The sequence below is a fragment of the Pseudomonas sp. MEJ086 genome, from assembly GCF_030209025.1.
GTDB lineage: Bacteria > Pseudomonadota > Gammaproteobacteria > Pseudomonadales > Pseudomonadaceae > Aquipseudomonas > Aquipseudomonas fulva_A.
This window is the reverse complement of record NZ_JARVSV010000009.1, coordinates 18,610-35,785: the sequence shown is the minus strand read 5'-3', so window position 1 is coordinate 35,785 and position 17,176 is coordinate 18,610. Positions and strand designations below refer to the sequence as shown.

The 17,176-nt window shown below is 61.9% G+C and carries 16 protein-coding genes and 2 tRNA genes; 9 read left to right on the top strand and 9 right to left on the bottom strand.

Translation table 11 applies throughout. The annotated features are described in order from the left end of the window. Positions 1 to 32: 32 nt before the first annotated feature. Genes QRN22_RS08100 through QRN22_RS08080 form a run of 5 tightly spaced genes read left to right on the top strand, consistent with a single transcriptional unit; the run spans position 33 to position 2,145 of the window. Complete coding sequence (locus tag QRN22_RS08100; RefSeq protein ID WP_156152678.1) at positions 33 to 170, top strand: hypothetical protein; 138 nt, start codon at positions 33 to 35, stop codon at positions 168 to 170. A gap of 45 nt (positions 171 to 215) precedes the next feature. Beyond that, entirely contained in the window at positions 216 to 641 is a 426-nt protein-coding gene (locus tag QRN22_RS08095) for a YgaP-like transmembrane domain (protein ID WP_052493766.1), read from the top strand. A gap of 42 nt (positions 642 to 683) precedes the next feature. Beyond that, positions 684 to 1,097, top strand: coding sequence for a transcriptional regulator (locus tag QRN22_RS08090; RefSeq protein ID WP_042553141.1), 414 nt, complete (start codon positions 684 to 686; stop codon positions 1,095 to 1,097). Continuing rightward, the gene (locus tag QRN22_RS08085) at positions 1,094 to 1,498 is read left to right on the top strand and encodes a phage holin family protein (RefSeq protein ID WP_042553142.1); all 405 of its coding nucleotides are present in this window, start codon (positions 1,094 to 1,096) and stop codon (positions 1,496 to 1,498) included. Before QRN22_RS08090 ends, QRN22_RS08085 begins: the two co-directional genes overlap by 4 nt. Next, positions 1,495 to 2,145 (top strand): DUF3618 domain-containing protein, encoded by a 651-nt coding sequence (locus QRN22_RS08080; RefSeq protein WP_052493767.1) that lies wholly within the window; start codon positions 1,495 to 1,497, stop codon positions 2,143 to 2,145. The genes QRN22_RS08085 and QRN22_RS08080 overlap by 4 nt, the downstream gene beginning before the upstream one ends. A gap of 144 nt (positions 2,146 to 2,289) precedes the next feature. On the opposite strand, the gene QRN22_RS08075 is transcribed toward QRN22_RS08080, so the two are convergent. Both QRN22_RS08075 and QRN22_RS08070 read right to left on the bottom strand, forming a co-directional pair. Beyond that, a tRNA-Asp gene (locus tag QRN22_RS08075) sits at positions 2,290 to 2,366 on the bottom strand. Between the two features lie 12 nt (positions 2,367 to 2,378). Further along, positions 2,379 to 2,454 (bottom strand) — tRNA-Val (locus tag QRN22_RS08070). A gap of 320 nt (positions 2,455 to 2,774) precedes the next feature. Between QRN22_RS08070 and rdgC the strand changes: the two genes are divergently transcribed. The 3 genes from rdgC (at position 2,775) to sugE (ending at position 5,367) form a co-directional block, all read left to right on the top strand. Continuing rightward, a complete protein-coding gene (rdgC, locus tag QRN22_RS08065; RefSeq protein WP_042553143.1) occupies positions 2,775 to 3,695 on the top strand; it encodes a recombination-associated protein RdgC in 921 nt (306 codons plus the stop codon). A gap of 192 nt (positions 3,696 to 3,887) precedes the next feature. Next, a complete protein-coding gene (locus tag QRN22_RS08060) occupies positions 3,888 to 4,826 on the top strand; it encodes a bile acid:sodium symporter family protein (protein WP_042553144.1) in 939 nt (312 codons plus the stop codon). Between the two features lie 223 nt (positions 4,827 to 5,049). Continuing rightward, complete coding sequence (gene sugE / locus QRN22_RS08055; RefSeq protein WP_042553145.1) at positions 5,050 to 5,367, top strand: quaternary ammonium compound efflux SMR transporter SugE; 318 nt, start codon at positions 5,050 to 5,052, stop codon at positions 5,365 to 5,367. A 56-nt stretch (positions 5,368 to 5,423) separates the two neighbouring features. Here the strand turns inward: sugE and QRN22_RS08050 are convergent, their stop codons facing one another. The 5 genes from QRN22_RS08050 to putA all read right to left on the bottom strand — a co-directional run bounded on the left by QRN22_RS08050 (position 5,424) and on the right by putA (position 13,811). After that, positions 5,424 to 7,298 (bottom strand): MFS transporter, encoded by a 1,875-nt coding sequence (locus QRN22_RS08050; RefSeq protein ID WP_042553146.1) that lies wholly within the window; start codon positions 7,296 to 7,298, stop codon positions 5,424 to 5,426. Between the two features lie 112 nt (positions 7,299 to 7,410). Next, positions 7,411 to 8,301 carry a LysR family transcriptional regulator gene (locus QRN22_RS08045; RefSeq protein WP_042553147.1) on the bottom strand — a complete coding sequence of 297 codons (891 nt, stop codon included), beginning with the start codon at positions 8,299 to 8,301 and terminating at the stop codon, positions 7,411 to 7,413. Between the two features lie 337 nt (positions 8,302 to 8,638). Next, positions 8,639 to 8,851, bottom strand: a complete 213-nt coding sequence (locus QRN22_RS08040) for a VF530 family protein (protein ID WP_042553148.1) — start codon at positions 8,849 to 8,851, stop codon at positions 8,639 to 8,641. 101 nt (positions 8,852 to 8,952) lie between these two features. Continuing rightward, entirely contained in the window at positions 8,953 to 10,443 is a 1,491-nt protein-coding gene (gene putP, locus QRN22_RS08035) for a sodium/proline symporter PutP (protein ID WP_042553149.1), read from the bottom strand. Between the two features lie 191 nt (positions 10,444 to 10,634). Further along, positions 10,635 to 13,811 (bottom strand): bifunctional proline dehydrogenase/L-glutamate gamma-semialdehyde dehydrogenase PutA, encoded by a 3,177-nt coding sequence (gene putA, locus QRN22_RS08030; RefSeq protein WP_042553177.1) that lies wholly within the window; start codon positions 13,809 to 13,811, stop codon positions 10,635 to 10,637. A 418-nt stretch (positions 13,812 to 14,229) separates the two neighbouring features. Between putA and QRN22_RS08025 the strand changes: the two genes are divergently transcribed. Beyond that, complete coding sequence (locus QRN22_RS08025; RefSeq protein WP_042553150.1) at positions 14,230 to 14,955, top strand: leucine-rich repeat domain-containing protein; 726 nt, start codon at positions 14,230 to 14,232, stop codon at positions 14,953 to 14,955. A 43-nt stretch (positions 14,956 to 14,998) separates the two neighbouring features. On the opposite strand, the gene QRN22_RS08020 is transcribed toward QRN22_RS08025, so the two are convergent. After that, positions 14,999 to 15,616, bottom strand: a complete 618-nt coding sequence (locus tag QRN22_RS08020; RefSeq protein ID WP_042553151.1) for a recombinase family protein — start codon at positions 15,614 to 15,616, stop codon at positions 14,999 to 15,001. 393 nt (positions 15,617 to 16,009) lie between these two features. Beyond that, positions 16,010 to 16,876 (bottom strand): phosphoribosylaminoimidazolesuccinocarboxamide synthase, encoded by an 867-nt coding sequence (locus QRN22_RS08015; RefSeq protein ID WP_042553152.1) that lies wholly within the window; start codon positions 16,874 to 16,876, stop codon positions 16,010 to 16,012. Positions 16,877 to 17,176: the final 300 nt, after the last annotated feature.

Sequence of the window (17,176 nt, the reverse complement as noted above, 5' to 3'; positions counted from 1 at the left end):
CCACCAAGAGCATCGAGAGCGGAGGGAAGGTAATGACCCAGCGACTACCAGAGGACCCTACCCAGGCCCCAGGCACACTGGACACGCCAGGCGAGCAGCCTCCCCTCGGCCATCCCCAGGAACCGGACAACGATGTACTGCCGGACAAGCCTCAGCCCGATCCGGTTTGAGCGCGCTGATCCAGCTTCCATCAACTACCAGGCAGGAGTGAACCCATGGTCGCCTTCGAACCGCAGTCGCAACCCACCCGAGAGGGCCCGGCACGCCAGAACGTGAGAGGCTGGGAGCGCTTGCTGTCGATCGGTGGCGGTCTGTTGCTGGCTGCCCTGGGCGCCAGCAAGCAGGGCCAGCAGGGTAATCGCCAATTGAGTGCCGGCGGCCTGCTGTTGCTGCGTGGTCTGAGCGGTCATTGCAGCGTGAAGAGTGCAGCGCGAGATCCCCTCGAAGAAATCCGCTACCTGCGTGCCCGGGTCCAGCGTCTGCAGGAGCTGGTACTGATGGCCGAAGAGCTGGCAGACCGAACGCGCTCACCCGCGGTGACACCAGTGTCCCCTGCACCGGTTACGCCAGTCACGCCCGCGCCCGTGAATATCGATACGCCCCTTGCAGACGAACTCGCCGGTCGCGAGCACAGCCGATAACGACGACGTACAGCCCTTTCAAGCACGAACAGGTGTAGCCACATGGATAACGACAGCAAAGAACGGCCTCACAAGCGCCCAGGCAAGATCATTTCCGGGCACTGGCAACAGGATGCTCAGGAGCAGCTGCGCGCACGCATCCAGGCCGATCAGTCGCACACCGACGAACTCGAAGCACTGGCCCAGGTCGCCCGCTCGACCATCGCCGACCTGGAAAATCTCGATGCAGCGCCATCTGCCGACCGCCTGCAAGAGGCGGCACGGCAGCTCGCCGCCCTGCGCGATGCCCTGAACAACGCCAGTGGGCACGCCGTACACACCGTCGACCGCTTCGCCCATACCCACCCGTTCTGGCTGGCAGCTGCCGGTCTGGCCGCAGGTTTCCTGGCCAGCCGCGTGCTGCTCAAGCGCGAGCGTCGGCTGGAACGTCACGTAGGAAAAGGAGTTCTGCAATGACCGAAGACCCGCGGCAACCTCCGGTAGAGCCTTCCCTGCTCGGCCTGCTGCGCCAGCTGACCCGTGAAGTGCAGACGCTCTTCACCAAGGAACTGGCGCTGGCCAAGGTCGAGCTCAATGCCTCCCTGCAAGCCACCAAGACCGGCATCGCTGCCGTGGCTGGCGGTGCCATCGTGCTGCTCTGTGGCGTGCTGATGCTGCTGCTTTCGGCCGTGTACGGATTGAGCACCGTGGTGGCGCCCTGGCTGGCTGCGCTGATCGTCGGGGTGGTGGTCATCATTATCGGCCTGGTCATGCTCAAGGTCGGCCAGCAAAAATTCACGCCCTCTCAACTCACCCCCGAACGCACCCTGGACTCCTTGCAGAAAGACAAGGAAGCCGTGCAGAGGCAAATGTCATGAGTACCCACAGCACCATCGCAGCCGAATCGCTCAAGTCTCCGGAAGTGCTCGAGCAGGAAATCGATCAGCAGCGCAGCCGCATCGACGCATTGATCGATAATGTGGAAGCACGCCTGACGCCCCAGCGCCTGATCGATCAGGCGCTCGCCTACGGCCGTGAAAGCGGTGGGCTGGAAATGGCCGAACGGCTGGGGCAGACCCTCAAGGCCAACCCAGTTCCAGTGGCCATGACCGCCATCGGCCTGGCCTGGCTGGCCGTGGAACAGACCCGCGGTCGCCCGCAGCCAGCTGAGCGATTCGCCGAACCGGCCGACCACGAGTCACTTGCCGACGCACTGCGCGAAGCCCGGCAGTCCCTGGACCAGGGCACTCACGCAGCCAGGCAGAAGCTGCACGACCTCGCGGACAGCGCCGAGGCGGTTAAGAATCAGGTGAAACAGGGTGCCGACACATTGAACGTGGCGTTGCATCGCCACCCATGGAAATTCGCCGCGGCCGGTTTGGCCCTGGGCGCGGTGGTCGGCCTTCTCGGCACGAGCCGCAAGAAAGAAGTGGAAATTGAAGTCGAGCGCTACGACGTGCCGGACATCATCGACGGCTTCGACGATCTGGACGACGAACCGCCCTTTCGCCCTGGCGCGATCTGACCGCTACGGTCTCTTGCGGCCCAGGTGAAAGCCTGGCGTCCCAAGAGCAGGAATGCATCGATACACAACGCAGAAACGAAAAAAGCGCCCTAGGGCGCTTTTCGCGTTGCTTCCGGGTGTTCAGTGGGCCCTGGAAGCTATATATGGCGCAGCGGACGGGACTCGAACCCGCGACCCCCGGCGTGACAGGCCGGTATTCTAACCGACTGAACTACCGCTGCGCATACCTCGATTGGTGGGTGATGACGGGATCGAACCGCCGACCCTCTGCTTGTAAGGCAGATGCTCTCCCGGCTGAGCTAATCACCCTTCACTCTCGAAGTGGGGCGCATTCTAGAGAGCGACCCGCACCTTGGCAACCCCCTTTGTGAAAAAAATTTATTGGCGTTCCAAAGGCTTAGGAATCATCACGGTTTCAGCGCACAAACCTGAGGCTGCCTCGATACAGGGTTGGCCTAATCCGCCGCTGGAAGGAATAATGCGCCCTCGCGCTGGTCTGATCGTCGCGCGGCGTATCGAACATCTGCCGCCAGACTGCCCACGCTCTGCACCGATGCAGAAGCCTTGCGCACGGACTCATGATTTTTTGCGCGCCAAGCGCGCGCCCGCAAACTGGAGACACACCGCTCATGTGGTTTCGCAACCTGCTGGTCTACCGCCTCACCCAAGACGTTTCCTTCGAAACCGAAGCACTTGAAAAAGCCCTGTCCGCCAAGCCTGCCCGCCCCTGCGCCAGCCAGGAACTGGCGACCTATGGTTTCGTCGCCCCATTCGGCAAGGGCGCCGATGCGCCGCTGGTGCACGAGAGCCAGGGCTTCCTGCTGATTTCCGCACGCAAGGAAGAACGCATTCTGCCGGGTAGCGTGGTCAAGGACGCCGTGAAGGAAAAGGTCGACGAGATCGAAAGCGAGCAGATGCGCAAGGTCTACAAGAAGGAGCGCGAGCAGATCAAGGACGAAATCGTCCAGGCCTTCCTGCCGCGCGCCTTCATTCGCAAGTCGGCCACCTTCGCCGCCATCGCGCCAGCTCAGGGCCTGATCATCGTCAACGCCTCCAGCCCGAAGCGCGCCGAAGACCTGCTCTCCACCCTGCGTGAAGCCATCGGTTCTTTGCCAGTTCGCCCGCTGACCGTGAAGATCGCCCCAAGCGCAACCCTGACCGACTGGGTCAAGGCCCAGCAGGCAGCCGCCGACTTCCACGTGCTGGACGAGTGCGAGCTGCGCGACACCCACGAAGACGGCGGCATCGTGCGCTGCAAGCGTCAGGATCTGACCGGCGAAGAAGTCCAGCTGCACATGAGCTCGGGCAAGCAGGTCACGCAACTGTCGCTGGCCTGGCAGGACAAGCTGTCCTTCGTGATCGACGACAAGCTGGTGGTCAAGCGCCTGAAGTTCGAAGACCTGCTGCAGGAACAGGCCGAGCAGGATGGCGGCGATGATGACCTGAGCCAGCAGGACGCCAGCTTCACGCTGATGATGCTGACCCTGATCGAGTTCCTGCCAGCGCTGTTCGAAGCCCTGGGCGGCGAAGACACCCCGCAAGGCCTCTGAGATAGCGCCAATCAGTCAGGTGGACGGCGCCTTGTCCGTCCACCGCGCTACGCTCACATGGCGCACGTCAAAAGCGCCCCGCGTCACTGCGCTGCCGTCACCTCTGACACCCGCGCCAGCATCCAACAATAACCAGCTCCGCACGCTCTTCCGGCCGCGGAGCCCGCTACACGTCATTACGGAATCTCCGCCATGTCTGCGCTGATCGCTCTGAGCCGCTTCGTCGGTAACACCTTCGCCATTTGGGTCCTGCTCTTCGCCGTTCTGGCGTTCGTGATCCCCAGTGCGTTTCTGCCGCTGACCTCGTGGATCGTGCCACTGCTCGGGCTGATCATGTTCGGCATGGGCCTGACCCTCAAGGCCGAAGATTTTCGTGAAGTGGCCCGGCGACCGGGGCGCGTGCTGGTCGGCGTGCTGGCCCAGTTCATCATCATGCCGGGCCTGGCCTGGCTGCTGTGCAAACTGTTCGCCTTGCCTGCGGAAATCGCCGTGGGCGTGATTCTGGTCGGCTGCTGCCCTGGTGGTACGGCGTCCAACGTGATCACCTGGTTCGCCCGTGGTGACGTCGCCCTGTCGGTATCGATCACCTCGGTGACCACGCTGATGGCACCCGTGGTGACACCGGCACTGATCTGGCTGCTGGCTTCGGAATGGCTGCCGGTGTCTTTCTGGGCGATGTTCGTGTCGATCCTCCAGGTAGTACTGTTGCCAATCATCATTGGTCTGGTGGTACAGCGCGTGCTGGGTGATCGGGTCAAGGTTGCGGTGGATATTCTGCCGCTGGTTTCGGTGCTGTCCATCGTCGCCATCGTCGCTGCTGTTGTCGCCGCCAGTCAGGCGAAAATCGCCGAATCCGGCCTGCTGATCATGGCCGTCGTGGTCCTGCACAACAGCCTGGGCCTGGGCCTGGGCTACCTGGCTGGCGTACTGACCGGCATGCCGCTGGCGCAGCGCAAGACGCTGTCCATCGAAGTCGGCATGCAGAACTCCGGGCTCGGCGCTGCCCTGGCAAGCGCCCACTTCTCGCCGTTGGCGGCGGTTCCCAGCGCGTTGTTCAGCGTGTGGCACAACCTCTCCGGTGCACTGCTGGCGACCTTCCTGCGCCGCATGAAGGACGACCGGGACAAGTGACCGACGCACCTGCAGGGTGGGCCGGGCGGCGATCCGCTTCGGCCCACCAAATTCGCATGCCCAGTTCCTAACGGCATTGCCCACGCGGCATAGGAGGCGATCGGACCCCCTCTGCGTTTTGCCCCGCCAGACACTTCATGCACAATAGTGGGGCACGCCGGGGACGACCCTGGGTTCGAGTGCCTTACTGCCGGGGACGACCCCACCACACGGGAGTCGCTTTATGTCCTGGATCATTCTGTTCTTCGCTGGCCTGTTCGAGGTCGGCTGGGCCGTCGGCCTGAAATACACGGACGGCTTCACTCGCCCCCTGCCCACTCTCCTCACCGTTGCGGCGATGGTCGTCAGCCTGGGCCTGCTCGGTCTGGCCATGAAGGAGCTGCCCCTGGGCACCGCCTACGCCATCTGGACCGGCGTCGGCGCGGTGGGCACGGTGATCGCCGGCATCATCCTGTTTGGCGAGTCCATGGCGCTGATCCGCCTGGCCAGCGTGGCACTGATCATCTGCGGCCTGGTCGGACTGAAGATGAGCCACGGTTGAAATGAAAGAGCCCGCCGATTGGCGGGCTCTTCGTTCAGTGGCAGAGAAATCGCAGCTCAGCGCCTGTCGCCACGCAACGCGGCAACCTCTGCCTGCAACACCTGGCGTGTGGCCGCGGTTGCCTCGATTGGCGTACCGGCGACCAGATCGACCCGCGACCAGAAGCGGCGGAACAGGCGCTTCTGCGGATCACGACTGAAGAAGCTGCCCCACAACCCGCCCAGCGCCATGGGAATCACCGGCACCGGGTTGTCCTGCAGAATGCGCTCCACACCTGCCTTGAACTCGTCGATCTCGCCGTCAGCGGTCAGCTTGCCTTCGGGAAAGATGCATACCACCTCGCCGTCACGCAGGTACTCGCCAATGCGCTTGAACGCCGCATCGAAGACCAGCAGATCCTCGCTGCGCCCGGCGATCGGCACGGTACCCGCGGTGCGGAAAATGAAGTTGAGCACTGGCAGGTTGTAGATCTTGTAGTACATGACGAAGCGTATCGGCCGGCGTACCGCGCCGCCGATCAGCAGTGCATCAACGAACGACACGTGGTTGCAAACCAGCACCGCCGGCCCCTCGTCCGGAATGGCATCCAGCCCCTTGTGCGACACGCGGTACATCGAATGGCCGAGCAGCCAGATGAGGAAGCGCATGGTGAACTCGGGGACGATCTTGAAGATGTAGCTGTTGACCGCCACGTTCATCAGCGAAATGACCAGGAACAGCTGCGGGATCGACAGGCCCGCAACGCTGAGAAAGAGGATCGACACCAGCGCCGATACCACCATGAACAACGCATTGAGAATGTTGTTGGCGGCAATCACCCGGGCCCGCTCGTTCTCGGCGGTACGCGACTGGATCAGGGCGTACAGCGGCACGATGTAGAAACCGCCGAACACCCCGATGCCGAGGATCGAGCCCAGCACCCACCAGGCATGGCCATAGCCGAGCAGCGCCAGCCAGTTGTGCGGCTGTGCCGCCTCCGGCACACCACCCGAACCCCACCACAGCAGAATGCCGAACACCGACAGGCCGATGGAGCCGAACGGCACCAGGCCGATCTCCACCTTGTGCCCGCTCATCCGCTCACAGAGCATCGACCCCAGGGCGATGCCCACCGAAAACACGGTGAGAATCAGCGTGACCACGCTCTCGTCACCGTGCAGCCACTCCTTCGAATAGGCCGGAATCTGCGTCAGGTACACCGCGCCGAGAAACCAGAACCAGGAGTTGCCGACCAGCGAGCGGGAGACCGCCTTGGGCTGGGTCAGGCCCATTCGCAGGGTCAGCCAGGTCTGGCGCAGGATGTTCCAGTCCAGGGCAAGATTCGGCAACGCGGCGTCTGCACGCGGAATGGCGCGGCTGGTCAGGTAACCGATCACCGCCACCAGCACCACCGAGACGGCGACGATCACCCCGTAATGGGCACTGGTGAGCATAATGCCGGCGCCGATGGTGCCAGCCAGAATCGCCAGAAAGGTGCCCATTTCCACCAGCGCGTTGCCACCGACCAGCTCCTCGGGCTTCAACGCCTGGGGCAGGATCGAATACTTGACCGGGCCGAACAGCGCCGACTGCAGGCCCATGGCGAACAGCACCGCGAGCATCAGCGCGAGGTTACCGAGCAGCACACCGGCCGCCCCGATCAGCATGATGAATATCTCGAAGAACTTGAGCCGGCGAATCAGCCAGTCCTTGGCGAACTTCTCGCCGAACTGCCCACCGAGTGCGGAGAACAGGAAAAACGGCAGGATGAACAGCATCGCCGCCACGTTGACCATCAGGTCCCTGTCCGTGTCGAGGCTGAGCTTGAAGAGGATCGCCAGGATCAACGACTGCTTGAAGATGTTGTCGTTGAATGCGCCAAGCAACTGGGTGATGAAGAACGGCAGGAAGCGCCTGCTCTTGAGCAGGGCGAATTGAGATTGCTGGCTCATCGATACCTTCCCTATTGGTGATTCGCTGAACATTGGACTGCAACTGCCCGAGCAAAGCCACAGCCCCGGCACTTTTGTTTCCGTGAAAGGCCACTTCCACGTCGTGGTGCGCTCAATTGAACAAGGGATTACCGCGCAGCCGCGCCACGGCCAGATCGACGAACGCGCGCACCTTGGCGGGCGCTTGGCGCCCCTCGGGATACAGCACGTGAATCGGCAACGGCGGCTCCTCGAAGGCGTCGAGCACGATCTGCAGCGCGCCTTCCTGCAGGGCCGGGCCAACCTGATAACTCAGTACGCGGGTCAGCCCCCACCCGGCGCTCGCGGTGGCGATCGCCGACTCGTTGGTGTTGCAGTGCAGAACCGGGTCGACAACCACCCGCTGCCCCTCGGCGAAGCGCCATTCCGGCGAGGCCCAGGCACTTTGCGACACGACGATACGGTGATGTTTGAGATCGGCGGGCGTGGATGGCAGGCCATATTTCTGCAGATAGCACGGTGCCGCACAGATCACCCGCCGCACCGACCCGACCTGAATGGCGGTGAAGCCGGAGTCGGCCAGATGACCGATACGCACCGCCACATCGATGCCCTCGTCGACGATGTTCACCGGCCGGTCGACGAAGAAGGTACGCGCATGCATGCCCGGGTAGGCATCCAGGTAATCCAGCACCAGCGGCAGCACGTGCAGGTGGCCGAACATCGACGCCGCGGTGACGGCCAGGCTGCCGGAGGGCTCGGCGTAATGGCCAGCGGCGGCCAGTTCCGCTTCGGCGATATCGCCGAGAATCCGCCGGCAATCCTGCAGATAACGGTTGCCTGCATCGGTGGTTTTCACCGAGCGCGTGGTGCGCACCAGTAGCCGGGCGCCGATCAGATCCTCGAGGCCCGCGACGATGCGCGTTACCGCTGGCGCACTCATGTGCATCTGCCGCGCGGTACTGGCGAAGCTGCCGGTTTCCGCGACCTTCACAAATACCCGCATCGCCTGCCAACGATCCATCTGCCTGCCATTCCTCTGGTTTCAGCGTTGACTACGCACCAAGCGCAGCGGAGCAGTATGCCGTATATAGGCGAGTATTGTGGAAGCGCGCCACGCGCGCGAAATCACGGGCATGGCCCGTTCCCACAGGTAGTGCATCGACGCGTCTACAGAGCCTGCTCGCAACCGTAGATACAAGGGTGGGCTGAAGCCCACCCTACGGGACGGGGTCGGCCAGGTCATGGACGCTGCCATTTCTCAAACGCCATTCACCTTCTGCTCCTGTGCTCCGCATCAGGGGTCATGCCTGGGTTCGATGGGTATCGCTGTGCTCGACACCATCCTGCGAGGGTATCAATCAGCGCTTGAGCTTCAGGTACAGCGCTTCGACCTTTTCCCGCGCCCAGGGCGTCTTGCGCAGGAAGGTGAGGCTCGACTTGATGCTCGGGTCGCTCTTGAAACAGCGGATATCGATGCGCTGTGCCAGGCCGTCCCAACCCAACTGCTCGACCAGTTCGGCAAGAATGGCCTGCAATGTGATGCCGTGCAGCGGATCTTTGGACGTACTCATATCGGGCTCCTGATTCCTGGCCCGTCAGCTTACCAGCAGGCCGCAACGAAAAGGCCCGGACAATGTCCGGGCCTCTGGTCAATCGAGTTACGGAAGCGCGATCAGATGTGCGCGTCCTGATACTCCTTCTCGGCCTCGTCGAAGCGCTTGACCATCGCTGGCGTTGCCGGGCGACCGATCTTGCTGAAAATGACGATGGCCAGGGTGGCGAGGATGAAGCCCGGGATGATCTCGTACAGACCCAGCCCGACGAAGTTCTTCCACAGCACCACGGTCAATGCACCGACCACCATACCGGCCAACGCGCCGTTACGGGTCATGCCTTTCCACACCAAGGAGAGGATCACCACAGGGCCGAAGGCGGCACCGAAACCAGCCCAGGCGTAGGACACCAGGCCCAGCACCTTGCTGTCGGGATTGGAGGCGATAATGATCGCGACGATGGCGATCAGCAGCACCATGCCACGACCGACCCATACCAGTTCCTTCTCGCTAGCGCCCTTGCGCAGGAAGGCTTTGTAGAAGTCTTCGGTCAGGGCACTGGAGCACACCAGCAACTGACAGCTCAGGGTACTCATCACCGCAGCCAGAATGGCAGACAGCACCAGGCCGGCAATCCATGGGTTGAAGAGGATCTTGGTCAGTTCGATGAACACACGCTCGCTGTTATCGGTGACCGGGCCGGCCAGCGCCGGGTTGTTGGCGAAGTAGGCGATGCCGAAAAAGCCGACTGCCACAGCGCCGCCCAGGCACAGGATCATCCAGATCATGCCGATACGGCGTGCGGCCGGAATCGACTTGACCGAATCGGCCGCCATGAAGCGCACCAGAATGTGCGGCTGGCCGAAATAGCCCAGGCCCCAGCCCAGTAGGGAAACGATGGCGACGAAGGACAGGCCGCGGAACATGTCGAAGTTGGCCGGGTTGGCCTGTTCGATGGTAGCCATGGCCGCGTCGAAATCACCCAGGGCGAGAATCACGAACACCGGGGTGATCAACAACGCGAAGATCATCATGGTGGCCTGCACCGTATCGGTCCAGCTCACTGCCAGGAAGCCGCCAACGAACACGTAGACGATGGTGGCTGCTGCGCCGACCCACAGGGCGGTGTCGTAGCTCATGCCAAAGGTCGATTCGAACAGGCGGGCGCCGGCCACCACGCCCGAGGCGCAGTAGATGGTGAAGAACACCAGGATGATCACTGCCGAGAAAATTCGCAGCACCTTGCTGGTGTCTTCGAAGCGGTGGGTGAAGAAGTCTGGCAGGGTCAACGCATTGTTGTTGTGCTCGGTATGCACACGCAGGCGACCGGCAACGAACAGCCAGTTCAACCAGGCGCCGAGGATCAGGCCGATGGCGATCCAGCTTTCCGAGATACCGGCGATGAAGATCGCGCCTGGTAAGCCCATCAGCAACCAGCCACTCATGTCCGAGGCGCCAGCCGACAGAGCGGTAACGAAGCTGCCGAGGCTGCGCCCACCGAGGATGTAGTCGGAGAAGTTCTTGGTCGCGCGGTAGGCAACGAAGCCAATCAGCACCATGGCCAGGATATAGACCACGAAGGTGACCAGCATGGGAGTACTTGCAGTCATTTGGGGAATGCCCCTCTCGTTTGTTTTTATTCGAACCGGGGATTACCCGGTCCAGTTGGCACATCACGACCATCGGTCACGGTCGTGCTCCAGATAAGCCATTCTTCTAACCGCAGATGGCGTTACCGATTCGGGGCATACGCCCCCAATAGCAAAACGGGCAGAAACCTGATGATTTCTGCCCGTTGGTATCACTCGTCGCCCAGCGACAGCAGTGAGGCGTTTCCGCCCACCGCCGTGGTATTCACAGACGTGGTGCGCTCGTTGACGAAGCGCAACAGGTAGCTCGGGCCACCGGCTTTCGGGCCGGTACCGGACAGGCCGCAGCCGCCGAACGGCTGTACGCCGACCACCGCACCGATCTGGTTGCGGTTCACGTACAGGTTGCCGACCCGCGCCAGGGCTTCGATGCGGGCGGCAGTTTCCTCGTTTCGGCTGTGGATGCCAAGGGTCAATCCGTACCCGGTGGCGTTGATCGCCGCGACAACCTTCTCCAGATCGCTGGCGTCGAAGCGCACCACGTGCAGAACCGGACCGAATTGCTCCTTCTTCAGTTCGTCAATGCCACCAATCTCGAACGCCACCGGTGCGATGAAGTGGCCGTTCAGATCGGCACGCAGCGAGGCCTCGGCAATCAGCTTGCCTTCGCCCTTGAGCTGGTTGATGTGCGCCAGCAAGCCTTCACGGGCTTCGGCGTCGATCACCGGGCCGATATCGTTCTCGCGCAGATGGGTCGGGCCGATCTTCAGCTCGGCCATGGCCCCCTTGAGCAGGTCGATCACCCGCTCGGCGATATCGCGCTGCACGTACAGCACGCGCAGTGCCGAGCAGCGCTGGCCCGCACTGGTGAAGGCCGAACCGACGGCATCCTTGACCACCTGCTCGGGCAGCGCGGTAGAGTCGACGATCATGGCGTTCTGGCCGCCGGTCTCGGCGATCAGGGTGGCGATCATGCCGTCCTTTTCGGCCAACTGACGGTTGATGATGCGCGCCGTGTCGGTGGAACCGGTGAAGCACACGCCGGCAACGCGCGGGTCGCGGCAGAACACGCCACCCAGGGTGGCACCGTCGCCTGGCAGGAAGGCGATCACATCCTCTGGCAGGCCGGCTTCGAACATCAGTTCCAGGGCGCGTGCGGCGATCAGGCTGGTCTGCTCGGCCGGTTTGGCCAGCACCACGTTGCCGGCCACCAGCGCGGCGCTGATCTGGCCGAGGTAAATGGCCAGCGGGAAGTTCCACGGGCTGACGCAGACGAAAATGCCACGGCCTTCATGGAACAGTTCGTTGCGCTCGCCGGTCGGGCCCTTGAGCTCTTCGCGGCCCAGCTTGAGGCGCGCCTGCTGCGCGTAGTAGCGGCAGAAATCCACGGCTTCGCGGACTTCGTCGATGCCGTCCTGCATGGACTTGCCGGCTTCCACGGTGCACAGCGCCATCAGCTCGGCACGGTTGCGCTCCAGCAGGTCAGCGAGGCGCTCGAGAATGCTTGCCCGCTCATCGATAGCGACCGCATTCCAACGCGGCCAGGCGGCACTCAGGCCATCCAGCGCTTGGGCGGCCTGGGCGGCGGTGGCGAACTGGGCAGTGCCGACCACCTTGTCCAGGTCGAAGGGGCAGCGCACTTGCTGGGCGGTGCCGCTCAGGGTCTGGCCGTTTATCACAGGGGCAGCCTGCCATTGACGGTCGAGTTGCGGCTTGTAGGCGTTTTCGAGCTCGGTCAAAGAATTCTGGATATTCATGTTGATGCCCTGGGAGTTTTTTCGTGTAGCCCCGTACAGCGCAGGTGGCAGCGGGATTTTGTTATTACCGAGGCTGGCGAATCTGCTCAGCTGGGTGACCGGGTGATCGATCAGCGATTCGACCGGCACGCTCGGGTCGACCAGTTGGTGAACGAACGACGAGTTGGCACCGTTCTCCAGCAGGCGGCGCACCAGGTAAGGCAGCAGATCCTTGTGAGCCCCCACTGGCGCATAGATGCGCACGGTCTTGCGATGCGTCTCCAGCACCGTGTCGTACAGCGCATCGCCCATGCCGTGCAGGCGCTGGAACTCGAACTCGCGCGGTGACGTCTGCTCGGCGGCCATGGCCAGGATGCAGCTGACGGTGTGCGCGTTGTGGCTGGCGAACTGCGGGTAGATGACGCCACGGGTGAACTCGCTGAGCAGGTAGCGGGCGCAAGCCAGGTAGGAGGTATCGGTGCCTTCCTTGCGGGTGAACACCGGGTAGCCGTCGAGGCCCCAGACCTGGCACTGCTTGATCTCGCTGTCCCAGTAGGCCCCCTTGACCAGGCGCAGCGGCATCCTCTCGCCGAGTTCCCTGCCCAGCAGGGTCAGCCAGACCAGCACCGGCAGGCAGCGCTTGGAATAGGCCTGGATCACCAGACCGAACTCGCCCCAGCCGGCGACGGCGGGATCACGCAGCAGCTTCTCGTAGAGTTCCAGGGACAGCTCGAGGCGATCCGCCTCCTCCGCGTCCACGGAAATCCCGACGTTCAGCTTGCGCGCGCAGATCACCAACTCGCGCACGTTGGCGAACAGCTCGCTCAGCACGCGCTCGCGCTGGGCCACTTCGTAACGGGGGTGCAGTGCCGAGAGCTTGATCGAGATCGACGGCTTCGGGCCCGGGCCGACCTGCGGCTCGGCGCCGACAGTGTCGATGGCCTTGCGGTAGTCGGCCATGTACTTCTCGGCGTCTTCGGCGGTCAGCGCCGCTTCACCGAGCATGTCGAAGGAATAGGTGTAGCCCTTTTCACGCTCCGGGCGGCCGTTCTTCAGCGCTTCGCTGATGGTACGGCCGAGCACGAACTGCTTGCCCATGAGCTTCATGGCCTGGTTCATGGCCGCGCGGATCACCGGCTCGCCGGAACGCTGGATCAGACGACCGAGTACGTTCTTCGGACGGCCATCGCGGGTCTGCGGATCGACCACCTTGCCGGTCATCACCAGCCCCCAGGCGGCGAAATTGACCAGCACGCTGTCGCTCTTGCCGAGGTGACGCTCCCACTCGGCGGCGCTGAGCTTGTCGCGGATCAAGGCATCGGCAGTGGCGGCATCCGGCACCCGCAGCAGGGCTTCGGCCAGGCACATCAGCATCAGGCCTTCCTGGGTATCCAGGCTGTACTGACGCAGCAGCGCATCGAGGGTGTCGACCGCGTTGTCGCGACCACGCACGTCCTGAATCAGGCTGCGCGCCTGCTGGCGAACGGCCTCGATACCGGCAGCACCGGGATCGGCCAACTGCAGCAGTTCGCCGAGATAGGCTGCCTCGTCAACGTTGTAGTTGGCGCTGATGACAGGGAAAAAATCGGCGGCCTTGGCAGCGGAGATCCGGTCAAGGAACTCCTGGTGCAAGACGTGACTGGCTTTGAACATCACGCCCATCCTCTTGTTATGGAGATTATCTGTGGGATACCCCTGCTTTGGGTCTAGCTCAGATACGGGTATCTGGCGATCGCACGACGCAGAAGTGGATGGCGGAATGTAGAGGCAGATTGGTGACGGCTTCTTGCGAAAACCTCTGGAGTTTTTGCAGAAAACTCCGAAGAGTTGGTGAGATCTCTGGGTATGCATGGCAGACAGGATGCGTCGATGGGGGCGCATCGTCGGTAGCCAGACTGCTATCACCTAAATGGGCAATAGAGGACAGCACGAGAACAGCGAAATCCGCTATATACCAAGCGGGCCCAACAGAAGCTGCTGGAGCCACGAATCACTAAAAAGACACAGGATACCTTCCCCCTATGAGCCAAGAAAACCGCAGGCACCACAACACGGCAGGTATAGAAAGACAATGATTTTACTACTGGATAGCGCATTTTCTGAGCAGCAACTTGAAGGCAGTGCTGAACTCGATCTTCGCAACATATCGATTAAAGTCTGGCCAACGTTGCTATCCAAGTGCACTGCTACAAATCTACGCCTCTATCACCTGAAACTAAGCTCGCTTGAAGGGATTGATTCACTCATCAACACTCGAGAACTTGCATTGGAATGGGCAACGAAAATTGAAAGCTTAATGCCTGTTTTTAAACTCCAGAATCTGACACATCTCTCCGTATCAGATTTTCCAAAATTACGGAATATTGATGGTATCCACGAGTTGCATGAGCTGGTCGAATTGAACCTGTCTGGCAACCTTGGGGGCGGTTCCTCCCCTCTTCGCCTCAGTTCCATTGAGCCTGTCTCGCAACTTCCTAAACTCACCAAGCTTTCTTTGCTTAATATAAAACTTGAAACCAATGACATCACATCCCTTGCTCGCTGCTCTCAGCTTCGCAACCTACGGCTGTCGAATCAGTTTGAGCGAAGCCAAGTCGCATTTCTTGCCAGCCGGCTGAACGAGCAACTCATTGAACCTCTGACCGCTTACACTGACACCCACATAAACTGCGAAAAATGCAATGGCCTGAAATCAATGTTCACGGGGCGGAGAATGCCATTTCTTTGCCGACTCTGTGATACAGCGCGTTTTGAAAAGCTGACCCGTGAGTTTAAGCAGATGGCGCTCAACTCATAACTACATATATTTAAACATGGCGATAGCTGATAAAAATCGCGCATCAGTCACTAGATTGTTGTTTCTCCACCCGCCGCAACGCCCGGTAGAGCGTGGAGCGGTGAACCTTGAGTACCTTGGCGGCCTGATCGACGGACTGCCCGTCCTCGTTGATCAAGCGGCGCGCCTCGTCGATCTGCTCACTGGACAGCGTGGGTTTTGCGCCGAATTTCACGCCGCGGGCTTTGGCAGCGTCGCGCCCGTCCTTGGTTCGTTCGAGAATCAGCGAGCGCTCGAACTCGACGATACCGGCGAAAACCGCCAGAACCGCCAGACCGTTTTCCGTAGTGGTGTCAGCCCAGGGCTCGGACAGGCTGCGAAGCCCCGCGCCACTGACGTGAATCCGCTCGGCGATCTCCAACAACTCTCGCGTGCTGCGTGCCAGGCGATCGAGCTTGGTCACGGTGAGCACGTCACCTGGGCCCAGCTCGGCGAGCAAGCGGGTCAGCTCGGGGCGGTTGCGCCAGTTGTTCTTGGTCTGCTCCGAAACGAGCCGGGTGCATCCCGCCAGCTCCAGCCCGAACAGCTGGCTGAGCAGGTTTGGCGTTTCACTGGCTCTCGCATAACCGAGGTAACGGGGCCCCGTTTCCTGGAGCGACTCTGATTCCGGCGCAACGCTCATCGGCGGGTAACTCCGGGCAAGGCCACATTGCACCGCATCGCGGCTGCCGAGATGACGCTGATAGATTTGTGTGGCGGCGATGAGGGAAGGTATCGAAGGAAGGATTGGCAAGAAAAGGCTGGAATCATGCTGCATTTACTCTGCGCTGGCGGCCCGACCTGCGCGAAACTGAACCTGCCTTGCCGCGATTGCGGTGGCACCCGTGAAATAACCTACACCAAGCTCTGCAGCGTGGAAACCCTGGGGCGTAGCGCTCGCAAGCGAACGCAGCGCCCTGTACCCCGCTGAAGATGTCACCAAGCGCCGAACCGCTGCCAGGCAAAACCCCTGACCCTCAACGAGAACGCCGCCGCCCTTTACGGTAACGGCGGCGCACGGTCTGGCATTGCGCAATCAGGCAGTCAGACGGGTCAGCGCCTCACGGTACTTGTCGGCGGTCTTCTGCGCGACGTCGGCCGGTACTGCCGGCGCTGGCGGCTCCTTGTTCCAGCCGGTGGATTCCAGCCAGTTGCGCACGAACTGCTTGTCGAAGCTCGGCGGGTTGGTGCCTTCGGCGTAGCTGTCGGCTGGCCAGAAGCGGCTGGAGTCGGGGGTCAGTACTTCGTCCATCAGGGTCAGGGTGCCGTTTTCGTCGAGGCCGAATTCGAACTTGGTGTCGGCGATGATGATGCCGCGGGTGGCTGCGTACTCGACTGCCGCGACGTACAGCGCGATGGAGGTGTCGCGCACCTTGGCGGCCAGCTCGGCACCGATGATCGCTTCGCACTGCTCGAAGCTGATGTTCTCGTCATGGTCGCCCACGGCGGCCTTGGTCGACGGGGTGAAGATCGGCTGTGGCAGCTTGGCGGCTTCCTTCAGACCGGCGGGGAGCTGGATACCGCATACGGTGCCGCTCTTCTGATATTCCTTCCAGCCCGAGCCGACGATGTAACCGCGCACGATGGCCTCCACGGCAACCGGCTTGAGGCGCTTGGCAACCACGGCGCGGCCCTCGACCAGCGACAGCTCGGCGGCCGGCACCACGTCTTCGACGCGATCACCGGTGAAGTGGTTGGGCACCACATGGGCCAGCTTGTCGAACCAGAAGTTGGAGATGGCGGTAAGGATCTTGCCCTTCTCCGGAATTGGCTGCTCGAGGATCACGTCGAAAGCCGACAGGCGATCGGTTGCGACCATCAGCATGCGCTTGTCGTCGATCTCGTAGAGATCGCGGACTTTGCCCGAATAGATCTTTTTCAGGCTCAGGGAAGGTGTGGTCATATCGAGATTCCGCCTTGTCGCGTGAAAGTCGCGCCGCTCTTCGTCAAAGCTGACGACCGACGGCCGGGTAAGTAGCAACAGCGCCGGAGGGCACCTCTAAAAACTACCTGCGTTGTCATCGCTGCGTTGAAAACAGGCTCGAGATGCTCATTTACAACTCGTGAACTGCGCTTTTCGCCTGTTCTCGCCTTGCGCCGACTGCCTCGCCTAGGTTTTTAGAGGCCCCAGTTGGCCTGCCTGTGAAAACAAAAGGCGAAACCCCTGGAGGTTTCGCCTATCGCCAACCACTCGCCAAGAATC

Coding starts and splice junctions, on each gene's coding strand:
- QRN22_RS08100 (WP_156152678.1), top strand. CDS start 33: ATGACCCAGCGACTACCAGAGGACCCTACCCAGGCCCCAGGCACACTG.
- QRN22_RS08095 (WP_052493766.1), top strand. CDS start 216: ATGGTCGCCTTCGAACCGCAGTCGCAACCCACCCGAGAGGGCCCGGCA.
- QRN22_RS08090 (WP_042553141.1), top strand. CDS start 684: ATGGATAACGACAGCAAAGAACGGCCTCACAAGCGCCCAGGCAAGATC.
- QRN22_RS08085 (WP_042553142.1), top strand. CDS start 1,094: ATGACCGAAGACCCGCGGCAACCTCCGGTAGAGCCTTCCCTGCTCGGC.
- QRN22_RS08080 (WP_052493767.1), top strand. CDS start 1,495: ATGAGTACCCACAGCACCATCGCAGCCGAATCGCTCAAGTCTCCGGAA.
- rdgC (WP_042553143.1), top strand. CDS start 2,775: ATGTGGTTTCGCAACCTGCTGGTCTACCGCCTCACCCAAGACGTTTCC.
- QRN22_RS08060 (WP_042553144.1), top strand. CDS start 3,888: ATGTCTGCGCTGATCGCTCTGAGCCGCTTCGTCGGTAACACCTTCGCC.
- sugE (WP_042553145.1), top strand. CDS start 5,050: ATGTCCTGGATCATTCTGTTCTTCGCTGGCCTGTTCGAGGTCGGCTGG.
- QRN22_RS08050 (WP_042553146.1), bottom strand. CDS start 7,298: ATGAGCCAGCAATCTCAATTCGCCCTGCTCAAGAGCAGGCGCTTCCTG.
- QRN22_RS08045 (WP_042553147.1), bottom strand. CDS start 8,301: ATGGATCGTTGGCAGGCGATGCGGGTATTTGTGAAGGTCGCGGAAACC.
- QRN22_RS08040 (WP_042553148.1), bottom strand. CDS start 8,851: ATGAGTACGTCCAAAGATCCGCTGCACGGCATCACATTGCAGGCCATT.
- putP (WP_042553149.1), bottom strand. CDS start 10,443: ATGACTGCAAGTACTCCCATGCTGGTCACCTTCGTGGTCTATATCCTG.
- putA (WP_042553177.1), bottom strand. CDS start 13,811: ATGTTCAAAGCCAGTCACGTCTTGCACCAGGAGTTCCTTGACCGGATC.
- QRN22_RS08025 (WP_042553150.1), top strand. CDS start 14,230: ATGATTTTACTACTGGATAGCGCATTTTCTGAGCAGCAACTTGAAGGC.
- QRN22_RS08020 (WP_042553151.1), bottom strand. CDS start 15,616: ATGAGCGTTGCGCCGGAATCAGAGTCGCTCCAGGAAACGGGGCCCCGT.
- QRN22_RS08015 (WP_042553152.1), bottom strand. CDS start 16,876: ATGACCACACCTTCCCTGAGCCTGAAAAAGATCTATTCGGGCAAAGTC.